This window comes from Nocardioides epinepheli (genome assembly GCF_037936805.1).
Taxonomy (GTDB): domain Bacteria; phylum Actinomycetota; class Actinomycetes; order Propionibacteriales; family Nocardioidaceae; genus Nocardioides.
This window is the reverse complement of sequence record NZ_JBBMMC010000001.1, coordinates 78,147-103,418: the sequence shown is the minus strand read 5'-3', so window position 1 is coordinate 103,418 and position 25,272 is coordinate 78,147. Positions and strand designations below refer to the sequence as shown.

Here is a 25,272-nt window from a genome sequence, read left to right as displayed (position 1 = left end):
TGCTGGACAAGAGGCCGGCCCGACCACGGTTGATACCGCTGCCACGAAAACGTCACGCACCGAGCTGGTTCGATCCTCAACTTTTCCTCAACCCGGGTCCTGCGGCTGCCGATACCCGAGTCATGGCAGTTGAGTCGACGGAAGCCTTGGTGACCCGACCCCGCGAACGGGGCGGACGACTCGACCACAGGAGCGGCAGCCGTGAGATCGCCGGCCAGCAGGCCACGGCCGACGCCCTTGCCGGTCTCGGTTCCGGCTGGTCGGTGCACCACGACCTTGCCTGGCCGGGAGGCTCGGACCAGCTCATCGACTGCGTCGTCATCGGTCCCGCGGGCGTCTTCGTCGTCGACACGATCTCCTGGAGCGGCCGCACGAGCATCACCGGGGAGTCGCTGCGCCACAACGGGCGCCGACGTGACGACGTCGTGACCGCCGTCAAGGACGCCGCCCGCGCCATCACCGGCGTCGTCGGCACCCCGGCGATCCCGATCCTCTGCCTCAACGCGAACCTGAGCCCCAGCGTCGTGGACGGCGTGGTCGTCACGACCATCGACGACGTGGTCCGCACCCTGTCGACCTTCGGGCTCTCCCTGGGCGACGACCGCCGCGAGCAGGTCCGCGCACGGCTGATCGCCGCGGCGCCGAGCCAGGACAGCGCGGTCGCGCCCGTCGTCGCCCCCGTGGTCGCCGCCCCGGTGGAGGCGGCGACCGTGGTCGAGCCAGTGCTCGAACCAGTGATCGAGCCCGCCCCGGTCGAGGCGGTCCAGGCCGTCACCGAGCAGGTGCCCGCCTCGGCGCAGGCCGTCCAGCAGCCCGCGGCTGCCGTTGCTCCGGCCGTGCCGGCGCCGGCGGTCGCCACCCCCGCTGTCGCCACCCCGGCCGTCGCCACCCCGGCGGTCGCCACCCCTGCCGTCGCCACCGTCGTCGCTCCCGCGGTCTCGCCCCCCACCGTCGTCGCTCCGGACGCGGCCGCGCCGGCTGCGGTGACCCCCGCCGTGGTGACTCCCGCCGCGGCGACGCCGGCCGTCGTGGTCCCCGGTGTCGTCGCTGCTCCCGCGGCCAGCGCCCCGGTCGCGCCGTCAGTCGCGCCGCCGGTTGCGCCGGCGCCGGTCGTGAGCCAGCCTGTGGGCCAGGCCGTCGTGAGCCAGCCCGTCGTGAGCCAGCCCGTGGTCAGCCAGCCCGTGAGCCAGCCCGTGGTCAGCCAGCCCGTGGTGCTGCCGACGACCACCCCGGTAGCACCCGGCTCACTGGTCCTCGAGCCGCTCGACCTGCAGCCGCTCGAGGCCGACGAGCTGCCCCAGGCCCCGAGCTTCTCCGGCCTCGCGCCGACGGCCGCCGAGCGTGCCGACACCCTGCCTCCGCTGCCCGAGATCGAGCTCGGTCCGCTGCCGCCGCTGCCGTCGTTCATGGCCGAGGCGGGAGCGTCCGCCGCATCCGCCCAGGCTCCGCAGGCCCAGCCGGTCCAGCAGGCCCAGCCGGTCCAGCAGGCCCAGCCGGTCCAGGCCCAGCAAGCTCAGGTCGAGCCGGTGGCACAGGCGACCGCCGTCCTCCCGGCGGCGACGCCGGCGCCGGCCGCCATCTCGCAGCCGACCCCGCTGCCCCAGACCGGACTGACCTCCGCGGACCTGCCGAGCCTGGAGGACCGCCGCGGCAACGACCGCGAGCGCCGCTCCTCGCGTCCGATCGGCTCCTCCAGCCGTACCCAGAGCGCCGGCCGCCGGGTGCTGCCCCGCGTGCTCGGCGGCATCCTGGCCGCCCTCCTGCTCGGTGCCCTGGTGATCCCCGGTCCGCGGACCTGGATCTCCGACCGGATCTACGACATGGTCGCGCCGAAGGTTCCTGCCGACACCAACCCGGTGGCCCCGGGCACCAAGGCCAAGAGCTCGGTGGGCGCGAAGAAGTCGGCCAAGGCCGGTGCTCCCGCCAAGGGCAAGGCCGGAAAGGCCGGGGCGCGGTCCGGCAACCGCTGAGGGCTACCTGGTGCGCACGGCGATCTCGTCGCCGAGCGCGGCGCCGGCGAGCAGATCAAGATCGTCGCCCGACCAGAACCGGCCCGGGTCGTAGTAGTTGGTGGGACGCCCGGGGTCCAGCAGACCCATCGCCTGGTAGGTCGCGGCCACGACCTCCGCGCAATAGGTGAGCTCGACGCCTGCCTGACGCCGGGCCCGCCCGCGGATCCACCGCCCGGCGAGCGCCGCGGTGGAGGGGAACGGCGTCCCGTCCAGGCGCGCGATCGTCTGCAGGACCGCGGCCTCCTGCTCGGCGCTGAGCCGGGTGTGCAACTGGCGTAGCCAGGCCCGCTGCTCATAGCGGCCGCACCACTGGTCCACAGCCTCGCGCAGGTCGTGCAGCTGTACGCCGCGGTGCTTGGTGCCGGTCCACACGTCGGTGAGTCCCTTGCCGAGCTCGGCATGCCACATCAGCGGCGGAAGGTCGTCGAGCACCACCGCCATGCCGACGTGGTTGACCGGACTGTTGGTGAGGACCCGGATAGCGTGATCCGCGGCGGAGTGGCCGCGAAATAGCCACAGATCCCCGGTGCGGGTGACCTCGACGGCCTCGTCGAGATCGAGGCTCGTGGTGGGGGAGCTCATGGAGAGGGAGTCTGACGCATGAAGTTGTGGAAGTGGCTGGGGCTGGCCGGCCTGGCCGGCGTGGCGGCCACCGGAGTGGTCGTGGCCCGCGATCAACGCCGTCGCGCCCAGCTGACGCCGGACGAGGTGCGGGCCCGTCTGCACGAGCGTCTGGCCGAAGCGCCCGACACGGGCGGCATCGATACCGGCAGTGACGACAGAACTGTCCGCGGCGAGGACTAGTTTCGAACCATGGACCTGCGCGATGCCTTCGCGATGGCCGAGGACCTGCTCCAGCATCACGGCCTCGGCGAGTGGACGGTGGCCTTCGACGGCGCCAAGCGCCGGGCGGGCATCTGCCGGTTCGGGCCTCGGGTCCTCGGGCTCAGCGCCCCGCTCACCGTGCTGCACACCGTCGATGAGGTCCGCGACACGATCCTCCACGAGATCGCGCACGCCCTCGCCGGCCCCAGCCACGGTCACGACGCCACCTGGCGCGAGATCGCTCAGCGCATCGGCAGCAGTGGCGAGCGTTGCGTCTCGCCCGACTCGGCGGTCCCGGTCACGCCGTGGCTCGGCAGCTGTCCGGCGGGGCACACCACCGGCCGGCACCGCCGCCCCGAACGCGTGATGACCTGTGCGCAGTGCTCGCGCACCTTCGATCTGGCCCACCTGCTCACCTGGACCCATCACGGCCGCCCGGCCGAGCATCACCCCAACTACGACGCCGAGCTCGCCCGGCTGCGCTCCGGACGGCGGCTTCGGCTGCTCCGCCCCGGCGCCCGCGCCCGGATCGTCGTCCCCGGCGAGTACGAGGGGAGGGTCGGGAAGGTCGCCAAGGTCGGCCGCACCAGCTACCACCTGCGCGCCGGGGGAGCCGTGCTGCGCGTGCCCTTCGCCTGGGTCGAGAAGGCCTGAGCTGGATCCAGGCTGATCCTGCGCGGGCCGGAAACCTCCGCCCCGTCCCGAGACGGCGTTCCCGGAGCCGGCACGAGCACCTACGCTCTGGCCGTGAGCGACGACGACCCCACCTGGCCCCGTTACGACGGGGGTGAGAACCCGTGGGGCCGTGAGCCGGAGGTGCACAGCGGTCAAGGGGGCGCTGAGACCCAACCGCACCTCCAGCGCCCGACGCCACCGGTCGAGCGGCCCGGGCCGCCTCCTCCACCCTCGCCACCAGGGCCTCCGGGGCGACGCACCGGGACGCTGGTGGCCGCCGCCGCCGCGGTCGTCGCGGCGCTGGCGCTGGGCATCGCCGGGATCGTGTGGCTGGTCCAGCCCGACGACCCGCCCGCCGAGGAGACCTCCGCGCTCGATGGCGGCGAGGCTGGCCAGGCTGCCGGCGAGCCTCTCGCGGCGCCTGACCCGGCCGCCAGTGAGCCGGGCGAGTTGGGCGAGGTGCCGGGCAGGAGCGGCCAGCCGCGCGAGGACGACGGCGCTGCCGCGGTCGCCGACATGCACTCTCCGGAGGGCTATGCGGCACTGTTGGACACGCTGCGTGGCCAGTCGGGCGCGACGGAGGTCTTCCGGGCCGTCCTCTATCCCGAGTACGCCTCGATCGACCTACCGGCCGACGCGAAGACGCAACGCAGCGACGGCTGGCACTACGACTCGCTCGACGGCTCGTTCGAGGAGTCCACCATCAAGAGCACGTCGGACTACGAACGCATCGACCTGGCCGCCGTGGATCCCGCACTGCTGGGGAAGCTGCTGCGCCGGGTCGCGAAACTCGTCGACGACCCCACCTCGACGTACGTGATCATCGAGGGCAAGTCGACCATCTTCGACGACGACGGCGCCCGGATCAGCGCCTATGCCAGCAACGACTACAGCGAGTCGGCCTACATCGCGACCAAGCTCGACGGCACGCTGGTCCGCACCGTCAGGCCCTGACAGCTGCCCTCACACCACCGTGCGGTACACCTCGACGGTGCGCTCGGCGATCGCATCCCAGCTGAACGACTCGATGGCCCGCGCGCGCCCGGCCCGCCCGTAGGCGGCGGCCCGCTCGGGGTCGCTCACGAGCTCGTTGAGGGCTGCGGCGAAGTCGGCGACGTAGCGGTCGGGGTCCAGGGGGGTGCCGGTCCCGTCGTCGGCCTGCTCGATGGGCACCAGCAGCCCGGTCTCGCCGGGGACGACGACCTCGGGGATCCCGCCGGTGGCGGTGGCGACCACGGCGGTCTCGCACGCCATCGCCTCGAGGTTGACGATGCCGAGCGGCTCGTAGATCGAGGGGCAGGCGAAGACGGTGGCGGCGGTGAGCAGCGCGACGACGTCGGCGCGGGGGAGCATCTCGGGGATCCAGACGACTCCGGTGCGGGTACGGGCGAGCTCGTCGACCAGGCCGCGGACCTCCGCCTCGATCTCGGGGGTGTCGGGAGCGCCGGCGCAAAGGACCAGCTGCACCTCGGGCGGCAGCGCCGCCGCGGCGCGCAGGAACAGCGGCAGGCCCTTCTGCCGGGTGATCCTTCCGACGAAGGTCACCGACGGGCGGTCGGGGTCGACGCCGAGCTCGCGGACCCGGTCCGGCGCATGGATCGGGCGCCACAACTCGGTGTCGATGCCGTTGTGCACCACCTGCACCTTGGCCGGATCGATCGCCGGATAGGCCGACAGGACGTCGTCGCGCATCGCCGCCGACACCGCGATCACCGCGGACGCCGCCTCGTAGGCCGTCCGCTCGGCCCACGACGACACCGCGTACCCGCCGCCGAGCTGCTCGGCCTTCCACGGCCGCAGCGGCTCTAGCGAGTGCGCGGTCACGATGTGCGGGACGTCGTTGAGGAGGCCGGCGAGGTGCCCGGCGAGGTTGGTGTACCAGGTGTGGGAGTGCACCAGGTCCGTGCCCGCGCAGGCCTCGGCGATCGTGAGGTCGACCCCGAGCGTCTGCAGCGCCGCGTTCGCGCCGGCGAGCTCGGCCAGGTCGGGGTACGACGACGTCCCGGGCTCCTCGCGCGGGCCGCCGAAGGCGTGCACCCGGGTGTCGAGACCGGGGATGGCGCGCAGCGCGCGCACCAGCTCGGCCACGTGGACCCCGGCGCCGCCGTAGATCGAAGGGGGGTACTCCTTGCTCAGCACGTCGACCCGCATGGATCGAACCTATCGGTCAGGAGCAGACGCCGGAGAGGTCGGTCCGCGTCATCTCGGGCGCGGTGATCGGCTTGGCGCCGGGCCGGGCGAGGGAGTAGTAGCGCACCCAGTCGGCCTGCATCCGCGAGCGCGCCATCTTGGCGCCCGGCACCGCCTGCATCCGCAGCCGAGGCCGGTAGACGGTGCCGGTGAGCGCCTCGGGACGACGCTCGGTGTGCACGACCTCGGTGTCGACGAACCAGGAGATGTGGTCGGGCGCGATCTCGATGGCGAAGGTGTGGAAGTAGCCGATGCGCAGGTCGAGGTCGCGGTCGTAGGTGAACGCCGTCGCGGTGTCGACGCCGACGCTCCCCACCGCCTGGGTGTCGTCCTGCTGCCACGAGGCGATCACGATCGTCTTGTCGCTCCTGCTCGCGCAGCCGGTGGCGGCGACCGGCACCAGCTCCCACACGAAGTGGTACGGCGTGCCGGCGTCGTAGCGCTTGCCGCGGACCCGGGTCTCCCAGCGCCCGTAGGCCGCACTGGTGTCGGTGGCCGTCGCGGTGACGGTGCCGGTGCGCGGTCCGGCGTTCAGGGTGATCTGACCCTGCTGCTGCCCGACCTTGCGAGGCCGGTTGACGGCCCACTGGGCGCGCAGGGTGCCCTTCTCGAACTCGTCGCGCCAGGTCTCGGTGCCCCAGCGGAACACCTTGGCGGCGTTGGTCGGGCGCGGGTAGGTGTAGCCGCCGGCCCCGACGAAGTCGTCGTCGCGCTGGGTCGTTGCCGGCGTGCTCGCGGTGTCGGATCTCGCCCCGGTCGAGGGGTCGGCCTGCGACGTCGCCGCGGGGATCGTGAGCAGCCCGAACACGCACAGGGCCGCGAGACCGCGCAGGAGGCTCTGGCGTGTCGCCATCGCTGGCCACCTTTCGTCCGACTTCCGCCACACGACGTCCGGACGGACGCCCACGCGAGGGGTATCGGACGTTACGGTGACCGACATGAGCGCGCGGAAGAAGAAGGTCCTGGCCATCGTGCTGGCCGGCGGCGAGGGCAAGCGACTGATGCCGCTCACCGCCGACCGGGCCAAGCCCGCGGTCCCGTTCGCGGGGATCTACCGCCTCATCGACTATGCGCTCTCCAACGTGGTGAACTCCGGCTACCTCCAGGTCGTGGTGCTCACCCAGTACAAGTCCCACAGCCTCGACCGGCACGTCACCCAGACCTGGCGGATGTCGACGATGCTGGGCAACTACGTCGCGCCGGTCCCGGCACAGCAGCGGGTCGGCAAGCACTGGTACCTCGGCAGCGCCGATGCGATCTTCCAGTCCCTCAACCTGATCAAGGACGAGAAGCCCGACATCGTCGTGGTCGTCGGCGCCGACCACGTCTACCGCATGGACTTCTCCCAGATGGTCGACCAGCACGTCGAGAGCGGCGCGGCCTGCACGGTCGCGGCGATCCGTCAGCCGATCGAGCTGGCCGACCAGTTCGGCGTCATCGACGTCGTGCCCGAGGACCCGGCGCGGATCCGGGAGTTCCTGGAGAAGCCGAAGGACCCGGTCGGCCTGCCCGGCAGCCCCGGCGAGGTGCTGGCCTCCATGGGCAACTACGTCTTCGACGCCGACGCGCTGGTCGAGGCCGTCACCCGCGACTCCACCACCGCAGGCTCCAAGCACGACATGGGCGGCGACATCGTGCCGGCGTTCGTGCGCCGCGACCAGGCCGGCGTCTACGACTACCAGGACAACGTGGTGCCCGGCGCCACCGAGCGCGACCGCGGATACTGGCGCGACGTCGGGACCCTCGGCTCCTACTACGCCGCCCACATGGACGTCGTCTCGCCGCTCCCCGTCTTCAACCTCTACAACTTCGACTGGCCGATCTACACCTCCTACGGTCCGCAGCCGCCGGCGAAGATCGTCCAGGGTGCCGCTGGCACGCCGCCGTTCACTGAGGAAGCGGTGCTCTCTCCCGGCGTGGTGGTGAGTGGCGGCAGCGTCACCCGCTCGGTCCTCTCGCCCGACGTGCGGGTGCTCGACGGTGCGCGGGTCGAGGGCTCGGTGCTGCTCAACGGGGTCCACGTCGGCGAGGGCGCGGTGGTCCGCAATGCCATCTTGGACAAGAACGTGATCGTCCCGCCGGGCGCGCAGGTCGGCGTCGACCACGAGATGGACGCCGCGCGCGGCTTCGTCGTCGAGGACGGTCTCACGGTGCTCGGCAAGGATCAGCCGTTCCCGGTCTGATCCCTCTCCAGGAAGCGCAGCGCGAGCTGCACCCGGTTGGTGACGTGCAGCTTGTCGAACAGGTTGCCCAGGTGGGTCTTGACCGTCGCCAGGCTGACCTCGAGTCCCGCGGCGATCTCGGCGTTCGTCAGGCCCTGGGCGACCAGCTCGCCGACGTCGCGCTCGCGGGCGGTGAGTCCGGCCGGACCGACCGCCGGCAGCCGTCGCGACTCGCCCGTGGCGGGGGCGTCGGCGAGCCGGATCAGCCGCTTGAGGACCGCGGGGGAGAAGTCGGACTGGCCGGCCGCGGCTCGCCGGACCGCCTCGATCACGGCGTCGGGGCGCGAGTCCTTCAGCAGGAACGACACTGCTCCGGCGCGCAGTCCCTCCAGCAGGTAGGTGTCGGTGTCGAACGCGGTGAGCAGCACGATGTGGGCATCGAGGCCGGCCTCGACGATCGCCCGAGTGGCCGCCAGCCCGTCCACGCCGGGCATCCGGATGTCCATGAGGACGACGTCGGGCCGCAGCCGGGTCGTGAGCTCGACCGCCTCCGCGCCGTCGGCGGCCTCCGCGACGATCTCGAGGCCGTCCTCGCCGCCGAGCATCAGTCGAAGGCCGGAGCGCATCAGCGCCTCGTCGTCGGCGAGGAGGACCCGGACCGGCGCGCCTGCTGTCACAGCCACGGGACCACCACGCTCACCTCGTAGGTCGGGACGCCCGCCGCGCTCGTGGTGATCCCGTGCCACGAGCGGCCCCCGAGCATCTCGGCCCGCTCGGCGACGCCGACCAGTCCGTGCCCGGTGCTCAACGGGCCTCGCGGATCCGCCGGTTCGCGTCCGTGGTCGGGAAGCCCGTTGACGGCGTGGACCTCCACGTCGTCACCTCGGCGGCGCAGGGTCAGCTGCACCGGGCATCCGGGCGCGTGCTTGCGGGCGTTGACGAGCAGCTCGGAGACGATCCGGCGAAGCGAGGTCACCAAGGCCACCGAGCCCCCGTGCAGGTCGGTCTCGTCGAGCCCGTCCCATTCCAGCCGGACCGACTGGTCGTGCGACTCGCTCTCGGCCAGGAGATCGGCCAGCCACTCCTCGCGCAGCAGCGGCGTGGTGTCCGCCGCGCTGCCCGGCGTGCGGAGCGCGAGCAGTGCCGAGCGCAGGTCGGTGTTGGCGGCAGCGGCCGAGTCGCGCACGACGCGCATCGCCTGGCGGCTCTCCTCGGCCGGGAGGTCGCTGCGATGAGCCAGCGCACCCGCGTGCATCGCGATGATCGACAGGTGGTGGGAGATGCTGTCGTGCATGTCGCGGGCGATCGCGCGCCGCTCGTCCTCCCGGACTCGCGCGAGCTCGTCGTGGAGTCCGCGTTCGGTCGCGGCGCGGGCCTGTTCGGCCGTCGCCGCTTGGACCTGCAGGGACTCCACCAGCGCCGCCCGGGTGCTGCGCATCCGGCCCCAGAGCAGCGGTAGCGCCGCAAGCGCGATCATCAGCGGCAGCAATGGAAGGTCCTTGCCCCCGTTGTCGAGGACGACCAGCTGCCGCAGGAGCTCGGCCGAGGTCATGCTGGCGCCGACCAGCGCCAGCGCGAGCAGGTCGGTGCCCAGCTCGCGGCGTCGTCCGATCCTGGCGAGCGCGACGACGGCCGCGGCCACGGCCATGTTGGACCAGCCGATGGTCGCGATGATCGGCCAGTTCCAGTAGCCCTGCGCGCGGCGCAGCGGCCCGATCGCGCAGGCGATCGGGAACCCGACGATGAGCTCCGCGGCGAGCCAGGAGTTGGCGGCCTCGGACAGGTCCGGGCCGAGGACCTCCTCGTAGCCCTCGATCTGGATGCCCATCGCGACGGCGCCGATGAGTACGCAGGCCGCCGACGTCGCGATCATGGCGGCGATCGCACGCCGGCCGCTCCCAGACGCGGGAGCCGCAGGAGGCGCGGGAGGCGCTGGCACGGTGGACATGGCCTCGATCGTAGAGAGCGCGCTCGACGCCGGGCTCGGCCATGGGTACTGGATGCTGCCTCCACCTTTCGGCTGAGGCGGGTCGCCGAGTCGGCGACCGTCGGCCGATCCGGGCGGCACCGGAACCCGATGGGATCGCTGCATGAGCACTTCATCCCCCGCCCTGCCCGCCGTCGACCACAGCGCGTCGACCCAAGGAACGCCCTATCACCGCATGGAGTACGTCGCGCTCACCGATCCCACCGGCTCCGCCCGACGTCGCGCCCGGTGGTGGCGCCCGCCGGCCGAGCTCGCGGGGGCGATCGTGTTGTGGGGCGTCTTCGTGCTGGTGCTGTTCGCGGTCGCCGAGATCTGCGGCGTACCGACCCTCACCGACGACCTCGACGACTTCACCAAACCGGTCGATCTCGCGCTCAATCTGGCTCTGATCGGCGCCCTGGTGCCCGCCGCGGTCCTGGCTGCCCGGTGGATCGGTCGCCCGCGCGGTTCGATCCACTCGGTCGAGCGCCGGTTCCGCTGGGGTCTCGCGATGCGCGCAGCCCGGGTGCTGCTGCCGGCCTATCTGATCGGATTCGCCCTGCTGTGGCTCCTCGACCCGCCCAGCGACGCGCACCTGCCGCACCTCGACACCCGGCTGGTCGTGGTGATCGCGATCACCGTGCTCCTCGTGCCGCTGCAGTGTGCCGGCGAGGAGTACCTGTTCCGTGGGGTGCCGCAGCGGCTGCTCGGGACCTGGCTGCGCTCGCCGGCCTGGGGGATCCTGCTTCCGGTACCGCTGTTCGTGCTCGGCCACGGCTACGACCTGCGGGGCCAGATCTCGGTCGGAGTGTTCGCGGTGTGCGCGGGCCTGATCGTGTGGAAGACCGGCGGTCTGGAGGTGGCCATCGTGCTGCACGCTGTGAACAACCTGCCGCTGTTCCTCCTGATCCCGCTCGCGCCGAGCCTTGCCACCGCCGAGGACTCCTCCACGCCGGCGCTGCTCGTGGACCTGGTGATGACCATCGCAGCCACGGCATGGGTGTTCTGGTGGACCTCGCGGTCGCGCGGGCTCCGGTGGTGGCAGCCGGTCGTCTCCGACTACTCGGTGGCTACTGATGATTACTCGGTGACTACTCGATGACGCCGGCGGCGCGCGCCGGTGCCGCGTAGGCCAGCGCCAGCGACTCCACCGTCTCGTGCGCGTTGAGGCCGCTGGGATTCGGCACCACCCACAGCAGCGCTCCCTCGAAGCCGTCGGGTTGCTCACCGAGGACGGCGCGGGGCCGGCCGAACGCCGTGCGATAGGCGGTGATGCCCGCGACCGCGACGACGTGCGGCCTGCGATCCCGGACGAGGGCCTCCAACGCGGCGCCCCCCTCGCGCAGTTCGGTCGCGGTGAGCTCGGAGGCCTTCGCGGTGGCGCGCCGGACCAGGTTGGTGATGCCGATGCCCCGGTCGCGCAGCGCGGCGCGATCGGTCTCGGTCATCCCCGCGGCAGGATCGATCGGCTTCTCGATGATGCCGGCGCGCAGCAGGGCCGGGTAGAAGCGGTTGCCCGGGTGCGCGAAGTGCGTCTGGGTGGCCGCGGTCCACAGGCCGGGGTTGATGCCCACGAAGAGCAGCCGCAGCGGCGTCCCGGGAGGCGGCAGCAGATCGGGTACCTCGGCGTCGCGGAACGACTCGAGCTCGGCGCGGGTGAATCCCATGGCGTACAGGGTGCCGGACGTACCCGGAACCCGCTGGCCTGCCGTACCGTCCGATCATCATGGGACGCCGGATCGCACTCCTGCTCGCGCCGCTGCTGCTGGTGGCGCTCGTCTCGGCCTGCGGGGAGGAGAACGCCTCGGGTCCGGGAGACCGCGCCACCGACTCGGCCTCCTCCAGCGAACCGACCGAGACCCCGACGAGCGAGAGCACCGGTCGCCCCACCGGGCCGATCACCGACCCCGGACCCGACACCCCCAGCCCCGCCGACCCGGTGGTCGAGGTGCTGCACGCCACCGCGGCCGGCGGCCGGGCCAGCGAGGTGTTCACCGAGGTCGGTGACGCCGCCGCCCTCGACGCCTTCCTCGCCGGGCTGCGCCAAGACGACTTCATCGCCCAGATCCGGACCGCCGTCGAGAGCAGTCAGCGCACCGCCGCCCACACCTACGTGGCGGTCGCCTCGGTCGGCTGCGACGTCCCGCCGGTCGAGGCCCGGACCACCGCCGACGGCGGGTATGCAGTGGTGCTCGGCAAGGTCGCCGACCCGATCCCGGAGTGCTTCGCGCCGGTCACGACGGTGGCCGTGCTGGGCGTCGGGTGAGCGGCTCACTGGTCAGCGGGGCCTGCGGTAGCGCAGCTCGACGACGTTGGCGACCCGGCGGGCGAAGCCTGCGGAGGGCTCGTTGACGGTGACCAGCCCCGAGCCGGGCCGTCGGGCGACCATGGTGCTCGAGCCGCCGCCGTCGAGGTTGAGCGCCTCGTCGGCGCCGAGCTCGGCCATCGCCTCGGCGAGCTCGCGCATCGTGTAGCCGCGGCTGAAGTCCTGGCGCCCGTCCACGACCAGCATCAGCAGGGTCTGGGTGTCGTAGTCGATGCCGATCGCCGTGCGCGGGTGCAGGATCTCGTCGTCGAGATCGGCGAGGACGCCGTCGCGGATCAAGAACGCATCGCCGGTGATCGCCACCCGCGGACGTCCGCGGACGCCGGTCGGACCCGCGACGCCACGGACCGTGGAGGTGATCGTGGCCCGGCTGCCGAGCTTGAGCGCGCGCAGCGCGTCGGCGCCCTTGCCGCGGCCGATGAGGATCCGGCCCTTGATCGGCGCGCCCTTCGGCAGCCTGGTCGACTTGCCCACGACCCGGCCGCCTTGGATGCGCACCACCCGCACCCCGCCACGGCGACTGTCGCCGGTGACCCGCGTGCCGGCGGCCTTCCCCCATGCGGGGGTGTAGAGGCCGATGCTGTCCTCGGGGACGTTCGGCGCGTTGAGGGTGGCGATGTCGATGTCGGGGTGCTGCCGGATCCGCGAGACGACCTCGACCCGGCCGATGTCGGGGCGGCCGTTGCCCGCGATGACGAACGCGGAGTTCCAGCCGACCTTCCGGCCGTGCAGGAGCCCGCGGGTGCGCTCGACGCCGACGCCGATCGGGGCGCCGGTGTCGGAGATGTCGAAGAAGTCGCCGTTCACGCCGCCGACGACGTTGCTGCGCCGACCCAGGATCTGCGGCACCGTCGCGGTGCTGCGTACCGGCCCGGCGTTCCCGTAGTCGACGACCAGCCCGGGGGTGCGCCACTTGACGGTGATCAGCTGCGCGCGCACCGGCCCGCGCACCGAGTCCTCGTCCCACTCGCTGACCCGCACCCCGGGAGCCACCCACCACTCGGTCGGCACGGCTCGCGGCACGGTGCCGCGCAGCCAGTCCGGGACGTCGCGGGCCCGCTCGCCACGGACGCCGTCGCTGGTCTGGGCGCGCCTGCCGTCACGCGGATCGGGATCGGCCGCGGCACCCGGGCCCGCCGTCGACAGCGCCGCCGGGCCGGCCAGAGCGAGCAGGCCGGCCAGCACCAGCGTGGGGCAGGAGTGACGTGTGGGGAGAAGACGCACCCGCCCACCCTAGAACGCCGAGTCGGCACTTACGTTTAGCACAAGCGCCGACTCGGCGTTCTTGGAGAGCTAGGAGCAGGGGATGGCGCCGAGGGCGGCCAGGCCCTCGACGTCGCCGGGGCCGTAGCCGGGGCGGGTGATGCCGTCGGGATACATCAGCTGCTCGGGGTCATCGACGTGGTCGAGGCCGACCAGATGGCCGAGCTCGTGGAGCAGCAGCGCCACCTGGAGCTCCGAGCCGCGGGGCTGACGCTCGAGCCGGTCGGTGGTCTCGCTGTCGAGCACGACCGAGCCGGTGACGTAGGCGCGGCGGCCGCCGAGCTCGGTCATCGTCGGGCCGCCGAGGCCGGCGACGTCGTCGGCGAGGTCGGCCACCTCGTCCTCGTCGGCCCAGCCGATGAGCACCGGCTTCGGTCCGCGGACCGGGTCGATGCGCTGCTCGAAGTCGCGGTCCTCGGTGGTGCCCTCGTCGTCGAAGCGCAGGCCGGTGCGCTCGCTCACCTCCGCGATCGCATCCTCGACGTAGCGTCGCCACCCGCGCGGGGCCTGCTCGGGGTTGACGACGTAGTCGATGGTGCGGCAGGGGCTGAACCCGACGGGCTGGTCGCTGCCAGGCTGGGTGTTGAGGAACCGGTGCGGGCCGGTGGCGCCGGCCTCGACGGCGGGCATCACCCGCTCGTCGACGCCGAAGATCGACCGGACCCGCATGCTGAACTGGCTGTCGCCGAAGGTGATGTAGGCGCCGACCGCGATCAGGGTGAGCACCAACGACACGACCGTGATCGTCCGCTCTCGCTCCCGGGGCCGCGCCATGTCGTCCATGATGACGCGGTGAGCGAAGTGCGCTGGGACCGGTTCGTCGAGGGTGACAACCTCGACGTCCTCGCCACCGTCGGGGACGGCAGCATCGATCTGGTCTACGCCGACCCGCCCTACAACACCGGGAGCGAGTTCACCTACGCCGACGACGTCCGCGGTGAGGACGGACGACGCCAGGGCCGCCACGCCGCGTGGGTGGCGATGATGCGCCCGCGGTTGAGCGAGATCCGCCGGGTGCTGGCCGGCACCGGTGCCGTGTTCGTCTCGATCGACGACAACGAGGCGGCCCACCTGCGGCTGCTGATGGACGAGGTCTTCGGTGAGGCCCAGTTCCTGGCCCAGGTGGTGGTCAACCTGAACCCGAAGGGACGTCAGCTCGGCCGCGGGTTCGCGACCTCGCACGAGTACGTGCTCGTCTACGCCCGCGACGCCGCGCGCTGCGTGCTCGACCCCTCGACCAGCGACACCGTCGATCCGGCCGACTTCCCGCGCACCACCGACGACGGACGCCGGTTCCGCCACCTCCCGCTGCGCAACACCAACAAGAAGTTCAACCCGGTGACCGCGCCCACCCTGCACTTCTCGGTGTGGGGCTGCCCGCGCACGGGCCGGGTCGCCACGACGCCGTTCGCGGACGCCGTCGAGGTCCTGCCGGTCTTCGGCGACGGCGCGCCGGCCGTGTGGCGCTGGAGCCCGAGCCTGATCGAGCAGCGCCCCGACGACCTGGAGTGCCGGGTGATCCGCGGCCGGACGGGGGAGCGGGTCGATGTGTTCCAGCGCGACTGGCTGCACGAGGGGCGGCGCAAGAAGCTCCGGACGATCTGGCTCTCCGAGGAGATCGGGTCCACCGACACCGCCGTCGCCGAGCTCAAGGACCTCATCGGGCCGGTCTTCGAGTCGCCCAAGCCGACCGGTCTCATCCGCAGGATCCTCGCGACGATGCCGGACGACGTCCGCGTGCTCGACCCGTTCGCCGGCAGCGGCACCACCGCGCACGCGGTCGCCCTGGCCAACCTCGCCGACGGTGGACGCCGCAGCTGTCTGTCGATCACGCTCGACGAGCCGACGCGACCGGGATCGAACGCGGCGAATGCCGGCTACGCCACCGTCGCCGACATCACCCGCGCGCGGATCCGTGCCGTCGCGGAGCGGATCCTCGGCGGCCAGCCCGGCCGCGGCGCCTCACGAACGGGGACCGGAGCGGACCCAGAGTCGGGCGAGGTGCTCCTCTAGGAGCGTGCGCGCGGTCTCGGCGTCGAGGAGTCCACCGAGCAGGTGGAGGGCGACGCCGTCGACCAGCACGTGCAGCCGGAGCGTCTCGGCGTCCAGGTCGAGACCGCGGCGGAGACGGCCCTGGGCCCGGGCCAGCTCGAGCACGACGCGGCAGCCGGTGCGGACGCCGTCGTCGGGTGCGCGGCGCAGCTCGGCCAGGGCGGGGTCGTTGGCGGTCTCGGCCGAGAGTGCGAGGTGAGTACGCATCTCCAGGCGGCGCTCGTCGTCGAGCGGGAGCATCTCCGAGAGCAGGGCGACGGCGTCGGCGCGGGTCTCCAGGTCGCGGGGGTGCGTGCCGAAGCGCGCGGTCGCGCGTTCGACGACGAGCTCCATCGCCGCGGCCAGCAGCAGCGACTTGGTGGGCAGCACGTGGCGCAACGAGCCGGCCGACACGCCGGCCTCGGCGGCGACATTGCGCACCGAGACCGCCGCGACGCCGTCGCGGGCCAGCACCCGCCACACGGCCTCGGCGAGCTCGGCGCGTCGGGCGTCGTGGTCGATGAGGCGGGGCACCTGGCCATGGTAGTACAACCGTGCTACTTTCTTTGACGACACACTCGTGCCAACAACGGAGCTGCCGTGATCGTCGTCCTCATCGCTGCCTGCGAGGTCGCCTTCTGGGTCGTACTCGGCCTGGGGCTGGCCCTGCGCTACCCGCTGCGCCGCCCGCGACTCGGCGCGGCGGTGCTCGTCTGCGTGCCACTGGTCGACATCATCCTGCTCGTCGCCACGGCAGTGGACCTTCACCGAGGGGCAGAGCCGACGACGGCGCACGGGCTTGCAGCCGCCTACCTCGGCTTCAGCCTGGCGTTCGGGCACCCGCTGATCCGCTGGGCCGACGTCCGGTTCGCACACCGCTTCGCAGGCGGCCCGCCCCCGCCGCCCAAGCCGGCCAAGGGCACGCCCGCTCGGATGAGGGCGCTGTGGACCGAGTGGGCACGCGTCGTCCTCGCGGCGGCGATCACCACCGTCGTCGTCGGCCTGCTCGCCCTCGTGACCGACGCCGGCGACCGAGGCGTCTGGATCGGCTGGGTCGAGCGGGTGTGGATCGTCGCCGGCCTCTGGCTCGTCTTCGGACCCTTGTGGGAGGTAGGCGGTCGCCGCGGCGAAGCCGAAGCGGATGGAGTCAGCCGCGGGGGAGCCGATCGAGCAGGAGTCGCAGGGGAGACCACCTGGACCGACCGGGGCGCGTGACCGCGTAGGCGCGAAGCTCCACCGCCGGATCGGTCAGCGGGACCACTCGCACGCCGGGGTGGCGATCGCGATCGGCCGGCAGCAGGCCGACGCCCAGCCCGTTCGCGATCAGCGACTCGACCAGCTCGAGGCTGTCGACCTGGTGCTCGATGTGCGGGGTGAATCCGGCCATGGAGGCAAGGACGCGCACCGCCTCCTCGTCCGCGGTGTTGCGGGAGTTGGTGATCCACGTCCGCTCGGCGTGCGCGGCGACGACGTCGACGGCCGTGCCGGTCAGCGCCGGGTCGCCGACCGGGGCCCCCAGCCCCCACTCCGCCGTCCAGAGCGGCATCGGCTCGACGTCGACCGGCCAGGCGGCGGGTGCGAGGGAGTAGTCGTAGACCAGCGCGAGATCGAGGTCGTCGCGCGCGAGGCGCTCGAAGGCCTCCAGGGGCTCGAACTCCTCGATCCGCACCCGCACGTCCGGGTGGGTGTCGGCGAGATCGGCGATCGCCGGGAGGAGGGAACGCCGGATCGCGCTGGCGAAGCCGGCGACCCGGACGGTGCCGGCCGGCTCTGCGTCCGGGTCGAGGTCGTGTCGCGCGGCGTCGACGGCGGCCAGGATGTCGACGGCATGGTCGGCCAGTCGGCGGCCCGCCGCGGTGAGCCGCACCCGTCGTCCGTCGGGTTCGAGCAGCGCGGTCCCCGCCTCGCGGGCCAGGGCGGCGATCTGCTGGGAGACGGTGGAGGTCGTCAGGCCGAACTCGTCGGCCACCGCGCGCATGGAACCGAGTCGCGAGAGCTCCAGCAGCAGGCGGAGGCGGCGGACGTCCATGGCCGCATTGTCAATGAATCGTGAACGGTATGTCCATCAATCTCGCGTGGACGCGAACGTTGTCGAGCCCCGACAGTAGGCGCATGCCCCTCCCCGCCTCCACGACCAGCCCGGACGCCGTCGCCGGGTCGGCGAGCCGCTCCGGCGCCTCGCTGGCCCTGGTGTCGATGCTGTGCGTGCAGCTCGGCGTGGCGGTCGCGGTGGGTCTCATCGACCAGATCGGCCCGCAGGCGACGGCGTGGTTGCGGCTGGCCTGGGCGGCGCTGATCCTGCTCGCGGTCGTGCGACCGCGGCGCATCCAGTTCAGTGCCGCGGCGTTGCGCTCCTGCGTGCTGCTCGGCGTGGTCACCGGCGCGATGACGATGCTCTTCATGGAGGCCGTGGCCCGGCTGCCCCTCGGCACCGCCAGCGCCCTGGAGTTCCTCGGGCCACTCGGTGTCGCGATCGCCCGGGGGCGAGGCGCGCGCCTGGCGTGGCCGGTGCTCGCGGGCGCCGGCGTCCTGCTGCTCACCGAGCCGTGGGGCGGGAGCGCCGACCCGATCGGTGTGGCCTTCGCCCTGGGGGCCGCCTGCTGCTGGGCGGCCTACATCCTGCTCACCCAGCGCGCCGGGGACCAGGTCGAGGGCTTCACCGCGCTGGCGGTCTCGATCCCGGTGGCTGCGGTCGCCACGACGATCGTGGCCGGCCCCGGCGTGCTGACCGGCCTCACGCCCCAGATCCTGCTCGCCGGCCTCGGCCTGGCGATCCTGCTGCCGGTGGTCCCCTTCGCGTTGGAGCTGCTCGCGCTGCGTCAGCTGACCACGGCCGCCTTCGGCACCCTGATGGCGCTCGAACCCGCACTCGCGCTGCTGATCGGGCTGGTGGCGCTCCACCAGGTACCCGGATGGCCTGCCGTGCTCGGCGTCGGGCTCGTGGTGGCTGCCGGCGTCGGGGCCGAGCGGACCGGCTCGCGCGCCCCCGTCACACCCCCGCCGCCCGCTCCAGTGCCGTGAGCTCGTCGTCGAGGTGGGCCAGCATCCGCTGGAGGCGCGGCACGGTGCGGCGGCAGCCGGTGAGGCCGAAGCACATGAGCCCGTTGTAGGAGGTGCAGGTGATGTTGAGCGCCATGCCATTGATCGGGATCGACAACGGGTAGGTGCCGAGCATCTCCGCGCCGTTCCAGTAGTGCGCGGTGCGCGGGCCGGGCACGTTGCTGATGATCAGGTTGTACGGGGGACGCACGATCCCCTGCATGCGCAGCAGCGGCGTGAGGATCGCCGGAGCCTGGCCGAGCGCGCTCATGGCGAGGATCTGCACCGGCGTCATCGACGACAAGGCCTCCTTGCCGTCCTTCATCGAGCGGTGGATCGACGCGAGCCGGCGCGCCGGGTCGGCCAGGTCGGTGGCCAGCTGCACCATCACCGCGCCGACGGCGTTGCCGCCCTCGGCAGAGGCGATCTGGGACTGCTTGGCGTTGAGACCGACCGGCACCATCGCCACCAGCGGCGCATCGGGAAGCGCGTCCAGCTCCTGGAGGTAGGTGCGCATCGCTCCCGAGCACATCGCCATCACGACGTCGTTGATGGTGGTGCCGGTGGCCTTCCCGATGGCCCGCAGTCGCTCGACCGGCCAGTCCTGCGCGGCGAAGCGGCGCGAGCCGGTGATGTCCTGGTTGAAGATCGTGCGAGGGGCGTAGAACGAGAGCGCTGAGGTCTGGTTCCTCAGCCCCTTGGTGATCGTCTTGACCAGTGCGGTCGGGAGCCCCGCCGCCTCGACGGTGAGACCGAGAGCGGTCCGCAGCGCGGAGACCGACACCTCCGCGGCGTCCTTGTCGGCTGCGCTCTCGGCGCGTCCTCGCCGCGGACGCGCGCCCCACGGCGGCGGCATGTCGCGCTGGTCGGGGTCGGTGGACAGCACGCTGGCCAGCAGCCGCATGGCCGAGACGCCGTCGAGGAGGGCGTGATGGGTCTTGGTGTACATGGCGACCCGGCCGTCGCGCAGGCCCTCGATGACGTGCGCCTCCCACAACGGACGCTCCCAGGCGAGGCGGGTGCTGTGCAGCCGTGAGCACAGCTCGAGCAGTTCGCGCACCCGCCCCGGCTTGGGCAGCGCGCTGTGTCGGACGTGGTGCTCGATGTCGAACTGCTCGTCGGGACGCCAGAAGAGCTGGCCACCGGTGCGGAGCGAGCGATAGGGACGCTTGAGGAAGAGCGGCGCGATCTCCTCGGGACTGCTCATCGCCTCGAACAGCTCGCGCACGTAGCCGCGCCCGGCCCCCTCGGGCTTCTTGAACAGCTGGAGACCGCCGACGTGCATGGGCATGTTGCGGTTCTCGGCGAGCAGGAACGCGGTAGCGGTCGGGTCGATCGGCGTGGCCACGGAGGCCCCCTTTCCTCGGGGGGATCCTCGCCTGCCATGACGCCGACCACAAGGTGCCGAGCCGCGCGCCGCCGGCGGGCAGTTCCCTCGATGAGGGTTGTCCCTAGGGAACCACTGATCAATACCGGGACGGCGCCAGCGCCGCCCGGGCGGCACCCTGGCGGCGTTGCCGGACGCTTGAAAGACGCCCAGTCTGCCTGCGCGCCGGCGCCTTGCCAGGCCACCACCCGACCGACGCTGGCATCCACCCACATTGATCAGTGATTCCCTAGTCCTGTCGCGCACGGCTTGCCTCGTCCTGCGCCGGTGGCGCAGGGTCGGGAGTCAGGGTCGAGCCGACCCGCCACCTCCGCTTTGGGGAGAACGCCATGCGTCGTCGTCTGCTGTCGTTGTTCGGAGCCGCCCTCGGGGCCGGGGCGATGCTGTTCGCGCATCCGGTCCCGGCGCATGCGGAGCGCTACTCCGCGCCGGTGGGGCAGGCGGTCGACTCGATCCCGGTGGCCGCCGAGCGGCGCACCGGCTACGACCGGGACCTGTTCCGGCACTGGATCGACGCCGATGGCGACGGCTGCGACACCCGCGACGAGGTGCTCATCTCCGAGGCCGACGACCCGGTACGCGTGGGGAGCGGCTGCTCGCTGAGTGGCGGACGTTGGTACTCCTACTACGAGGGCGGCTCCCAGACGTCGTCGTCCGCGCTCGACATCGACCACATGGTGCCGCTCGCCGAGGCGTGGGACTCGGGGGCGCGCTCCTGGACGTCGGCGCGTCGGCAGGCCTATGCCAACGATCTGGGCGACTCCCGCTCCCTCGTCGCGGTGACGGCCGCGCAGAATCGCGCCAAGGGCGATCAGGACGTCGCCGAATGGCTGCCCCCGCGCCAGCGCTGCCGCTACCTGGTGGAGTTCGTCGCGGTGAAGATCCGCTGGGGGTTGAGCGTCGACTCGGCCGAGCGCACGGCGATGCGCTCCCTGGCGGCCGGTTGCTCCGGCCGCGTCGTCACGGTCACGACCGTGGGCTGAACGCGGAGAGCTCCGCGCGCTCCGGCGCCGTCAGGCAGCGACTGGGCCGGCGTCCTTCTCCGAGTCCGCCGCGCCGGAGAGTTGTCCACAGGCCGACCCTCCGGTCAGTTGTCCACAGGCACTCCGAGGCGGCCACCACCACGCCGCCGCCGCGCCTAGCGTCCTTCGGACCAGCGCCGGGCCAGCCGGTGCCGACCTCTGGGGGACCCATGGGAAGACTGTTCATCCTGCCGCTGCTCGTGCTGATCGCGCTCGGCCTCGCCGGCGGTCTGGCGGTCGCCGTCGCGGCCACGCCGCTGGCCGGCCACGACCGTCTCGTGGCGCACGCGAGCGCGGGCCGGCCGGTCATCGTCGATGTCGCGGGTGACGCCGCGAACGGCTTCACGATCACCTACTCCGACGGCTCGCAGGACTTCCCGCCGACCGACTCCGAGTCGCGCGCCGAGTGCTCGGAGTACGACACGATGCGGCAGCGGGTGCGCTGTCGGACCGAGGTGCACACCTGGTACCGCGACCTCGCCGATCTCAAGCGCTCGCTGGCGTGGGTGCGGTCGCACCGATGAGGCCCCGGCGAGGTCTGCGACGATCGGAGGGTGTCCGGCGAAGCCACCGCTGCCGTGGGCGGCCCACCGCGGTGGGTGCTCCACGTCGATCTCGACCAGTTCCTGGCCGCGGTGGAGATCCTGCGCCGTCCCGAGCTCGCCGGCCTGCCCGTGGTGGTCGGCGGCCGTGGGGATCCTGAGGAGCGTGCCGTGGTCTCCACCGCCTCCTACGAGGCGCGAGCCCACGGCATCCGGTCCGGCATGCCGCTGCGCACCGCACGCAAGAAGTGCCCCGAGGCGGTGTTCCTGCCGGTCGACTTCCCGGTCTACGAGGCGAAGTCCACCGCGGTCATGGACGCCCTGAAGGCGCTGAGGTGGGACGGCGACCCGGTCGACGTGGAGGTGCTCGGCTGGGACGAGGCCTTCGTCGGGCTGCGGCCGGGCGCCGCGCAGGTGGCTCGCGATCCGGTGGCGTTCGCCCGGCAGATCCACGCCGAGGTGCTCGCGGCGACCCGGCTGCACTGCTCGGTGGGAGTGGGCAACAACAAGCTCCAGGCCAAGATCGCCACCGACTTCGGCAAGCCGCGCGGGGTCTACGCGATCACCGACGACACCTGGTTCGCCGAGATGGGCGAGCGCCCGACCCGCGCCCTGTGGGGCGTGGGCACGAAGATCGAGCGGCGCCTCGCCGTGCTCGGCATCGACACCGTCGCCCAGCTCGCCACCGCCGACGTGCAGGTGCTGGCCGAGGCCCTCGGGCCGACGATGGGGCCCTGGTACCACCGGCTCGGGCGGGGTGTCGACACCAGTGCGGTGGATCCGACCCCCTGGGTCGCGCGTGCCCACGGCCGCGAGGAGACCTTCCAGGCCGACCTCGACGACGACGCCCAGATCGAGGCGCAGGTGCGGCGGATCACCGGGCGGGTCGTCGACGACATCGACGCCGAGGGACGCCCGGCATGGCGGGTCGGGCTCAAGGTGCGCGACCGCGCTTTCCAGACCGTGAACCGCAGTCGCAAGCTGCCGGCGCCGACCAGTGACCCGGTGGTCCTCGCCGATGCGGTGGTGGCGCTGCTCGCCAAGGTCGAGCGCAAGCGCCCCGTCCGGTTGATCGGGGTCCGGCTGGAGATGGTCGAGCCCGAGGGAGGCTATCCGCGCTGACGTCGATGCGGGGCCGCGATCACAACGACGCGGTCAGCTCGCGGACCACCGAGTCGACCACTGCGACCAGATCGCCGTCCGAGGCGGCAGCCACCGCGCGCTGCCGCTGGTAGGAGGCGCCGCCGGCCATCAGCTCGGCGACGGCCGCCAGATCCTCGGCACACCCGAGACGCTCGGCGGTCGGGGCCAGCCGCTCGAGCTCATCGGCGAGGTCGTCGGTGACCAGCCGCTCGGTGCACTCGTCGTCGAGGATCACGATCGCGTCGAGGCCGTAGCGCGCGGCCCGCCACTTGTTCTCCTGGACGTGCCAGGGCGGCATCGTCGGCAGCGTCTCACCGGCGGCGAGACGGGTGTCGAGGTCGACGACCAAGCAGTGCATGAGGGCGGTGAGCGCCGACAGGTCCGAGAGCCTGGAGACGCCGTCGCACACCCGGTTCTCGAGCGTGCCCAGGTGTGCCGCGGGCCGCAGGTCCCAGCGGATCTCGGAGAGCTCGTCGATGACGCCGGTGGTGAGCTGGTCGGCGGCGAAGCCCTCGAACTCCTCCCACGTCGAGAACTGGAAGGGCAGCCCGGCGGTCGGCAGCTGCTGGAACATCAGGGCCCGGTTCGAGGCGTAGCCGGTGTCGACGCCGCCCCAGATCGGCGAGGACGCCGAGAGCGCCTGGAGGTGGGGGAAGTAGCGCAGCAGCGCCGAGAGCACCGGCATCACCCGCGACCGCTCGGGCAGCCCGACGTGCACGTGCACGCCCCAGATCAGCATCTGGCGCCCCCACCACTGGGTCCGGTTGATGAGCTCCTCGTACCGGTGACCCGCGCTGAGCTGCTGGCTGGACCAGGAGGCGAAGGGATGGGTGCCGGCGCCGTACAGGTCCAGGTCGAGGTCGTCGCAGGCCGGCAGGACGCCTTCCAGGGCGGCGCGCAGCTCGCCCATCGCCTCACCGGTGGTGTGGCACACGCCGGTGACCAGCTCGATGGTGTTGCGCAACAGCTCCTGGTGCAGCCGGTCGGGGTGGGGGAGCCGTGGACGGGCCCGCGCGAAGAGGTGGGAGGCGTCGTTGCGCAGGTCGCGGGTGCGGCGATCTACCAGCGCGAGCTCCCACTCGACGCCGAGGGTGTACTCCGGCGACGCCTGGAAGTCGATCCGCACGAGTCAAGCCTAGAGAAGGGCTCGCCGATCGGCCCAGTCGTCGGTCCTGAGGGTGAGGGACGTCGCAATGCCTGCGGGTTGGGATCGGCGGTCGCGCTGCGGGACCATGCTCGGGTGGGTGAGCAGCACGACCAGAGCGAGAGCCCGGCCCGGGCACTGGCGCCGATCCTCGACCTCGCCTTGCGGATCGGCGAGGTCCTGATCTCCTCCGGCGCGGGCGTCGCCGACGTGAGCGCGACGATCCTGTCGGTGGCCCGCAGCCTGGGCGCCCGCGACGCGACGGTCGACATCACCTTCACCTCGCTGTCGATCAGCCATCCGCTGGGACCCGACGAGCCGGCGGTCATCGCCACCCGGCAGGTCGTGCGGCGCACGATCGACTACCAGGACCTCACCCGGGTCGACCATCTCGTCGGCGACATCGTGGCCGGGCACCTCGACCTGCCCGCGGCGCGGGCCGAGCTGCGACAGATCATCTCCACCGGGCACGACCGCCACCGCTGGGCGGTCACCGCGGGGTGGGGGGTGATGTGCGCCGGCGTCGCCATGCAGCTCGGCGGGGATCCGATGGTGGCCCTGCTCGCCTCGATCTCGGCGGTGCTCATCGACCGCCTCCAGATCCGGATCGCGCGGCGCCGGCTGCCGCAGTTCTACCAACAGGTGGCCGGCGGCGGACTGGCGACGCTGGTGGCGGTGGCCGCCGCCGCGGCCGATCTCGACATCGACGTGTCGTTGATGGTCACCGCGAACATCGTGATGCTGCTGGCGGGCATCGGGTTCATGGGTGCCCTGCAAGACGCCCTCACCGGCTTCTACATCACCGCCGGCGCGCGGATCACCGAGGCCCTGCTCTCCACCGCCGGCATCATCGCCGGGGTCACCGGCGGGCTGAGCCTGGCCTCGGCGGTCGGGGTGAGCATCCCGGTGCTCGAGCCTGGGCGGACCGGCATCCAGGGACTGGGCCTCTCGGCGTTCGGCGCCGCGATCGCGGCCTCGGCGTTCGCCTACTCCTCCTACTCGCCGCGCCGGGTGCTCGGCCCGATCGCGGTGGTGGCGGCGATCGCGATGGCGATCGCGGTCTCGATCCAGCAGCCGGGCATCACCCGCACCTGGTCGGTCGCCACGGCCGCGTTCTTCGTCGGCCTGGTCGGATACGCGGTCGCGCGCCGATTGCGGGTGCCCCCGCTGATCGTCGTGGTGTCGGCCGTGGTGCCGATGCTCCCCGGTATCTCGATCTACCGCGGCCTCTCCCTGCTGGGGGAGGGCACCCGCAAGGACACCTCGCAGGGCCTCGTCGCGCTCATCGCCGCCGCCTCGGTGGCGCTGGCGATCGCCGCCGGCGTGATCTTGGGGGAGTACCTCGCCCAGCCGCTCACCCGCGAGGCGCGACGGGTCGAAGGGCGGCTCTCGGGGCCGCGCCTGGTCGGTCCGGTCAAGATGGTGACGCGTCGAGGGAGTCGAGCGCTGCGAACCACGGCCGAGAAGAGTCATCGTCGAAAGGAGGCTGCTGCCTCTTCACCGCCGCACGTACGGCGGCGGCGGCCTCCGTGGCCAGGGAAATGA

Annotated in this window: 26 protein-coding genes; 14 read left to right on the top strand and 12 right to left on the bottom strand. The window is 72.5% G+C overall.

The features are described 5' to 3' along the window. Positions 1-149 precede the first annotated feature (149 nt). On the top strand, positions 150-1,970 hold the full coding sequence (locus tag WMR31_RS00450) for a nuclease-related domain-containing protein (RefSeq protein WP_340536794.1): 1,821 nt from the start codon (positions 150-152) through the stop codon (positions 1,968-1,970). A 3-nt stretch (positions 1,971-1,973) separates the two neighbouring features. Here WMR31_RS00450 and WMR31_RS00445 read toward each other — a convergent pair whose 3' ends face one another. After that, positions 1,974-2,594, bottom strand: a complete 621-nt coding sequence (locus tag WMR31_RS00445; protein WP_340536793.1) for a C40 family peptidase — start codon at positions 2,592-2,594, stop codon at positions 1,974-1,976. Between the two features lie 18 nt (positions 2,595-2,612). Between WMR31_RS00445 and WMR31_RS00440 the strand changes: the two genes are divergently transcribed. The 3 genes from WMR31_RS00440 to WMR31_RS00430 all read left to right on the top strand — a co-directional run bounded on the left by WMR31_RS00440 (position 2,613) and on the right by WMR31_RS00430 (position 4,466). After that, positions 2,613-2,816, top strand: a complete 204-nt coding sequence (locus WMR31_RS00440; RefSeq protein ID WP_340536792.1) for a hypothetical protein — start codon at positions 2,613-2,615, stop codon at positions 2,814-2,816. A 9-nt stretch (positions 2,817-2,825) separates the two neighbouring features. Then, the gene (locus WMR31_RS00435; protein ID WP_340536791.1) at positions 2,826-3,491 is read left to right on the top strand and encodes a SprT-like domain-containing protein; all 666 of its coding nucleotides are present in this window, start codon (positions 2,826-2,828) and stop codon (positions 3,489-3,491) included. A gap of 93 nt (positions 3,492-3,584) precedes the next feature. Beyond that, the gene (locus WMR31_RS00430) at positions 3,585-4,466 is read left to right on the top strand and encodes a hypothetical protein (protein WP_340536790.1); all 882 of its coding nucleotides are present in this window, start codon (positions 3,585-3,587) and stop codon (positions 4,464-4,466) included. Positions 4,467-4,475: 9 nt separating this feature from the next. On the opposite strand, the gene glgA is transcribed toward WMR31_RS00430, so the two are convergent. Both glgA and WMR31_RS00420 read right to left on the bottom strand, forming a co-directional pair. Beyond that, complete coding sequence (gene glgA, locus WMR31_RS00425; RefSeq protein WP_340536789.1) at positions 4,476-5,663, bottom strand: glycogen synthase; 1,188 nt, start codon at positions 5,661-5,663, stop codon at positions 4,476-4,478. A 16-nt stretch (positions 5,664-5,679) separates the two neighbouring features. Then, positions 5,680-6,555, bottom strand: coding sequence for a family 16 glycosylhydrolase (locus WMR31_RS00420; RefSeq protein ID WP_340536788.1), 876 nt, complete (start codon positions 6,553-6,555; stop codon positions 5,680-5,682). A gap of 85 nt (positions 6,556-6,640) precedes the next feature. On the opposite strand from WMR31_RS00420, the gene WMR31_RS00415 reads away from it, so the two are divergent. Beyond that, on the top strand, positions 6,641-7,885 hold the full coding sequence (locus WMR31_RS00415) for a glucose-1-phosphate adenylyltransferase (RefSeq protein WP_340536787.1): 1,245 nt from the start codon (positions 6,641-6,643) through the stop codon (positions 7,883-7,885). On the opposite strand, the gene WMR31_RS00410 is transcribed toward WMR31_RS00415, so the two are convergent. Together WMR31_RS00410 and WMR31_RS00405 are read right to left on the bottom strand one after the other, a co-directional pair. Next, a complete protein-coding gene (locus tag WMR31_RS00410; protein WP_340536786.1) occupies positions 7,867-8,547 on the bottom strand; it encodes a response regulator in 681 nt (226 codons plus the stop codon). The two genes, WMR31_RS00415 and WMR31_RS00410, sit on opposite strands and share 19 nt — an antisense overlap. Then, positions 8,538-9,812: a sensor histidine kinase gene (locus tag WMR31_RS00405; protein ID WP_340536785.1), complete on the bottom strand. Its 1,275-nt coding sequence runs from the start codon at positions 9,810-9,812 to the stop codon at positions 8,538-8,540. The genes WMR31_RS00410 and WMR31_RS00405 overlap by 10 nt, the downstream gene beginning before the upstream one ends. Before the next feature lie 142 nt (positions 9,813-9,954). Between WMR31_RS00405 and WMR31_RS00400 the strand changes: the two genes are divergently transcribed. Next, entirely contained in the window at positions 9,955-10,932 is a 978-nt protein-coding gene (locus WMR31_RS00400) for a CPBP family intramembrane glutamic endopeptidase (protein ID WP_340536784.1), read from the top strand. Here the strand turns inward: WMR31_RS00400 and WMR31_RS00395 are convergent. After that, positions 10,922-11,497, bottom strand: coding sequence for a mismatch-specific DNA-glycosylase (locus WMR31_RS00395; RefSeq protein WP_340536783.1), 576 nt, complete (start codon positions 11,495-11,497; stop codon positions 10,922-10,924). The two genes, WMR31_RS00400 and WMR31_RS00395, sit on opposite strands and share 11 nt — an antisense overlap. Before the next feature lie 59 nt (positions 11,498-11,556). On the opposite strand from WMR31_RS00395, the gene WMR31_RS00390 reads away from it, so the two are divergent. Further along, the gene (locus WMR31_RS00390; RefSeq protein WP_340536781.1) at positions 11,557-12,096 is read left to right on the top strand and encodes a hypothetical protein; all 540 of its coding nucleotides are present in this window, start codon (positions 11,557-11,559) and stop codon (positions 12,094-12,096) included. A 12-nt stretch (positions 12,097-12,108) separates the two neighbouring features. On the opposite strand, the gene WMR31_RS00385 is transcribed toward WMR31_RS00390, so the two are convergent. Then, positions 12,109-13,380: a phosphodiester glycosidase family protein gene (locus WMR31_RS00385; RefSeq protein ID WP_340536779.1), complete on the bottom strand. Its 1,272-nt coding sequence runs from the start codon at positions 13,378-13,380 to the stop codon at positions 12,109-12,111. 69 nt (positions 13,381-13,449) lie between these two features. Then, the gene (locus tag WMR31_RS00380; RefSeq protein WP_340536777.1) at positions 13,450-14,193 is read right to left on the bottom strand and encodes a matrixin family metalloprotease; all 744 of its coding nucleotides are present in this window, start codon (positions 14,191-14,193) and stop codon (positions 13,450-13,452) included. A gap of 18 nt (positions 14,194-14,211) precedes the next feature. Here WMR31_RS00380 and WMR31_RS00375 point away from each other — a divergent pair, with 18 nt between their 5' ends. Further along, on the top strand, positions 14,212-15,432 hold the full coding sequence (locus WMR31_RS00375; protein WP_340536776.1) for a site-specific DNA-methyltransferase: 1,221 nt from the start codon (positions 14,212-14,214) through the stop codon (positions 15,430-15,432). Here the strand turns inward: WMR31_RS00375 and WMR31_RS00370 are convergent. After that, complete coding sequence (locus WMR31_RS00370; protein ID WP_340536774.1) at positions 15,382-15,984, bottom strand: TetR/AcrR family transcriptional regulator; 603 nt, start codon at positions 15,982-15,984, stop codon at positions 15,382-15,384. The two genes, WMR31_RS00375 and WMR31_RS00370, sit on opposite strands and share 51 nt — an antisense overlap. Positions 15,985-16,050: 66 nt before the next feature. Between WMR31_RS00370 and WMR31_RS00365 the strand changes: the two genes are divergently transcribed. Further along, entirely contained in the window at positions 16,051-16,665 is a 615-nt protein-coding gene (locus tag WMR31_RS00365; protein WP_340536772.1) for a hypothetical protein, read from the top strand. Here WMR31_RS00365 and WMR31_RS00360 read toward each other — a convergent pair. Continuing rightward, a complete protein-coding gene (locus WMR31_RS00360) occupies positions 16,598-17,479 on the bottom strand; it encodes a LysR family transcriptional regulator (protein ID WP_340536770.1) in 882 nt (293 codons plus the stop codon). The two genes, WMR31_RS00365 and WMR31_RS00360, sit on opposite strands and share 68 nt — an antisense overlap. A gap of 83 nt (positions 17,480-17,562) precedes the next feature. Between WMR31_RS00360 and WMR31_RS00355 the strand changes: the two genes are divergently transcribed. Continuing rightward, complete coding sequence (locus WMR31_RS00355) at positions 17,563-18,471, top strand: EamA family transporter (protein WP_340536768.1); 909 nt, start codon at positions 17,563-17,565, stop codon at positions 18,469-18,471. On the opposite strand, the gene WMR31_RS00350 is transcribed toward WMR31_RS00355, so the two are convergent. Beyond that, complete coding sequence (locus WMR31_RS00350; protein WP_340536766.1) at positions 18,440-19,837, bottom strand: WS/DGAT/MGAT family O-acyltransferase; 1,398 nt, start codon at positions 19,835-19,837, stop codon at positions 18,440-18,442. The two genes, WMR31_RS00355 and WMR31_RS00350, sit on opposite strands and share 32 nt — an antisense overlap. Before the next feature lie 368 nt (positions 19,838-20,205). Between WMR31_RS00350 and WMR31_RS00345 the strand changes: the two genes are divergently transcribed. The 3 genes from WMR31_RS00345 to WMR31_RS00335 all read left to right on the top strand — a co-directional run bounded on the left by WMR31_RS00345 (position 20,206) and on the right by WMR31_RS00335 (position 22,562). Then, positions 20,206-20,859: an HNH endonuclease family protein gene (locus WMR31_RS00345; protein WP_340536764.1), complete on the top strand. Its 654-nt coding sequence runs from the start codon at positions 20,206-20,208 to the stop codon at positions 20,857-20,859. A gap of 209 nt (positions 20,860-21,068) precedes the next feature. Beyond that, on the top strand, positions 21,069-21,422 hold the full coding sequence (locus WMR31_RS00340) for a hypothetical protein (protein ID WP_340536763.1): 354 nt from the start codon (positions 21,069-21,071) through the stop codon (positions 21,420-21,422). A 30-nt stretch (positions 21,423-21,452) separates the two neighbouring features. Next, complete coding sequence (locus WMR31_RS00335) at positions 21,453-22,562, top strand: DNA polymerase IV (RefSeq protein WP_340536760.1); 1,110 nt, start codon at positions 21,453-21,455, stop codon at positions 22,560-22,562. A 19-nt stretch (positions 22,563-22,581) separates the two neighbouring features. Here the strand turns inward: WMR31_RS00335 and WMR31_RS00330 are convergent, their stop codons facing one another. After that, a complete protein-coding gene (locus WMR31_RS00330; RefSeq protein ID WP_340536759.1) occupies positions 22,582-23,709 on the bottom strand; it encodes a glutamate--cysteine ligase in 1,128 nt (375 codons plus the stop codon). 114 nt (positions 23,710-23,823) lie between these two features. Between WMR31_RS00330 and WMR31_RS00325 the strand changes: the two genes are divergently transcribed. Next, positions 23,824-25,272, top strand: a complete 1,449-nt coding sequence (locus tag WMR31_RS00325) for a threonine/serine exporter family protein (RefSeq protein ID WP_340536758.1) — start codon at positions 23,824-23,826, stop codon at positions 25,270-25,272.

Excerpts from the sequence above, each read along its gene's own strand:
- WMR31_RS00405 (WP_340536785.1), bottom strand. The coding sequence starts at position 9,812 with ATGTCCACCGTGCCAGCGCCTCCCGCGCCTCCTGCGGCTCCCGCGTCT.
- WMR31_RS00355 (WP_340536768.1), top strand. The coding sequence starts at position 17,563 with ATGCCCCTCCCCGCCTCCACGACCAGCCCGGACGCCGTCGCCGGGTCG.
- WMR31_RS00435 (WP_340536791.1), top strand. The coding sequence starts at position 2,826 with ATGGACCTGCGCGATGCCTTCGCGATGGCCGAGGACCTGCTCCAGCAT.
- WMR31_RS00445 (WP_340536793.1), bottom strand. The coding sequence starts at position 2,594 with ATGAGCTCCCCCACCACGAGCCTCGATCTCGACGAGGCCGTCGAGGTC.
- WMR31_RS00400 (WP_340536784.1), top strand. The coding sequence starts at position 9,955 with ATGAGCACTTCATCCCCCGCCCTGCCCGCCGTCGACCACAGCGCGTCG.
- WMR31_RS00420 (WP_340536788.1), bottom strand. The coding sequence starts at position 6,555 with ATGGCGACACGCCAGAGCCTCCTGCGCGGTCTCGCGGCCCTGTGCGTG.
- WMR31_RS00440 (WP_340536792.1), top strand. The coding sequence starts at position 2,613 with ATGAAGTTGTGGAAGTGGCTGGGGCTGGCCGGCCTGGCCGGCGTGGCG.
- WMR31_RS00415 (WP_340536787.1), top strand. The coding sequence starts at position 6,641 with ATGAGCGCGCGGAAGAAGAAGGTCCTGGCCATCGTGCTGGCCGGCGGC.
- WMR31_RS00345 (WP_340536764.1), top strand. The coding sequence starts at position 20,206 with ATGCGTCGTCGTCTGCTGTCGTTGTTCGGAGCCGCCCTCGGGGCCGGG.
- WMR31_RS00340 (WP_340536763.1), top strand. The coding sequence starts at position 21,069 with ATGGGAAGACTGTTCATCCTGCCGCTGCTCGTGCTGATCGCGCTCGGC.
- WMR31_RS00380 (WP_340536777.1), bottom strand. The coding sequence starts at position 14,193 with ATGGCGCGGCCCCGGGAGCGAGAGCGGACGATCACGGTCGTGTCGTTG.
- glgA (WP_340536789.1), bottom strand. The coding sequence starts at position 5,663 with ATGCGGGTCGACGTGCTGAGCAAGGAGTACCCCCCTTCGATCTACGGC.
- WMR31_RS00360 (WP_340536770.1), bottom strand. The coding sequence starts at position 17,479 with ATGGACGTCCGCCGCCTCCGCCTGCTGCTGGAGCTCTCGCGACTCGGT.
- WMR31_RS00390 (WP_340536781.1), top strand. The coding sequence starts at position 11,557 with ATGGGACGCCGGATCGCACTCCTGCTCGCGCCGCTGCTGCTGGTGGCG.
- WMR31_RS00395 (WP_340536783.1), bottom strand. The coding sequence starts at position 11,497 with ATGGGATTCACCCGCGCCGAGCTCGAGTCGTTCCGCGACGCCGAGGTA.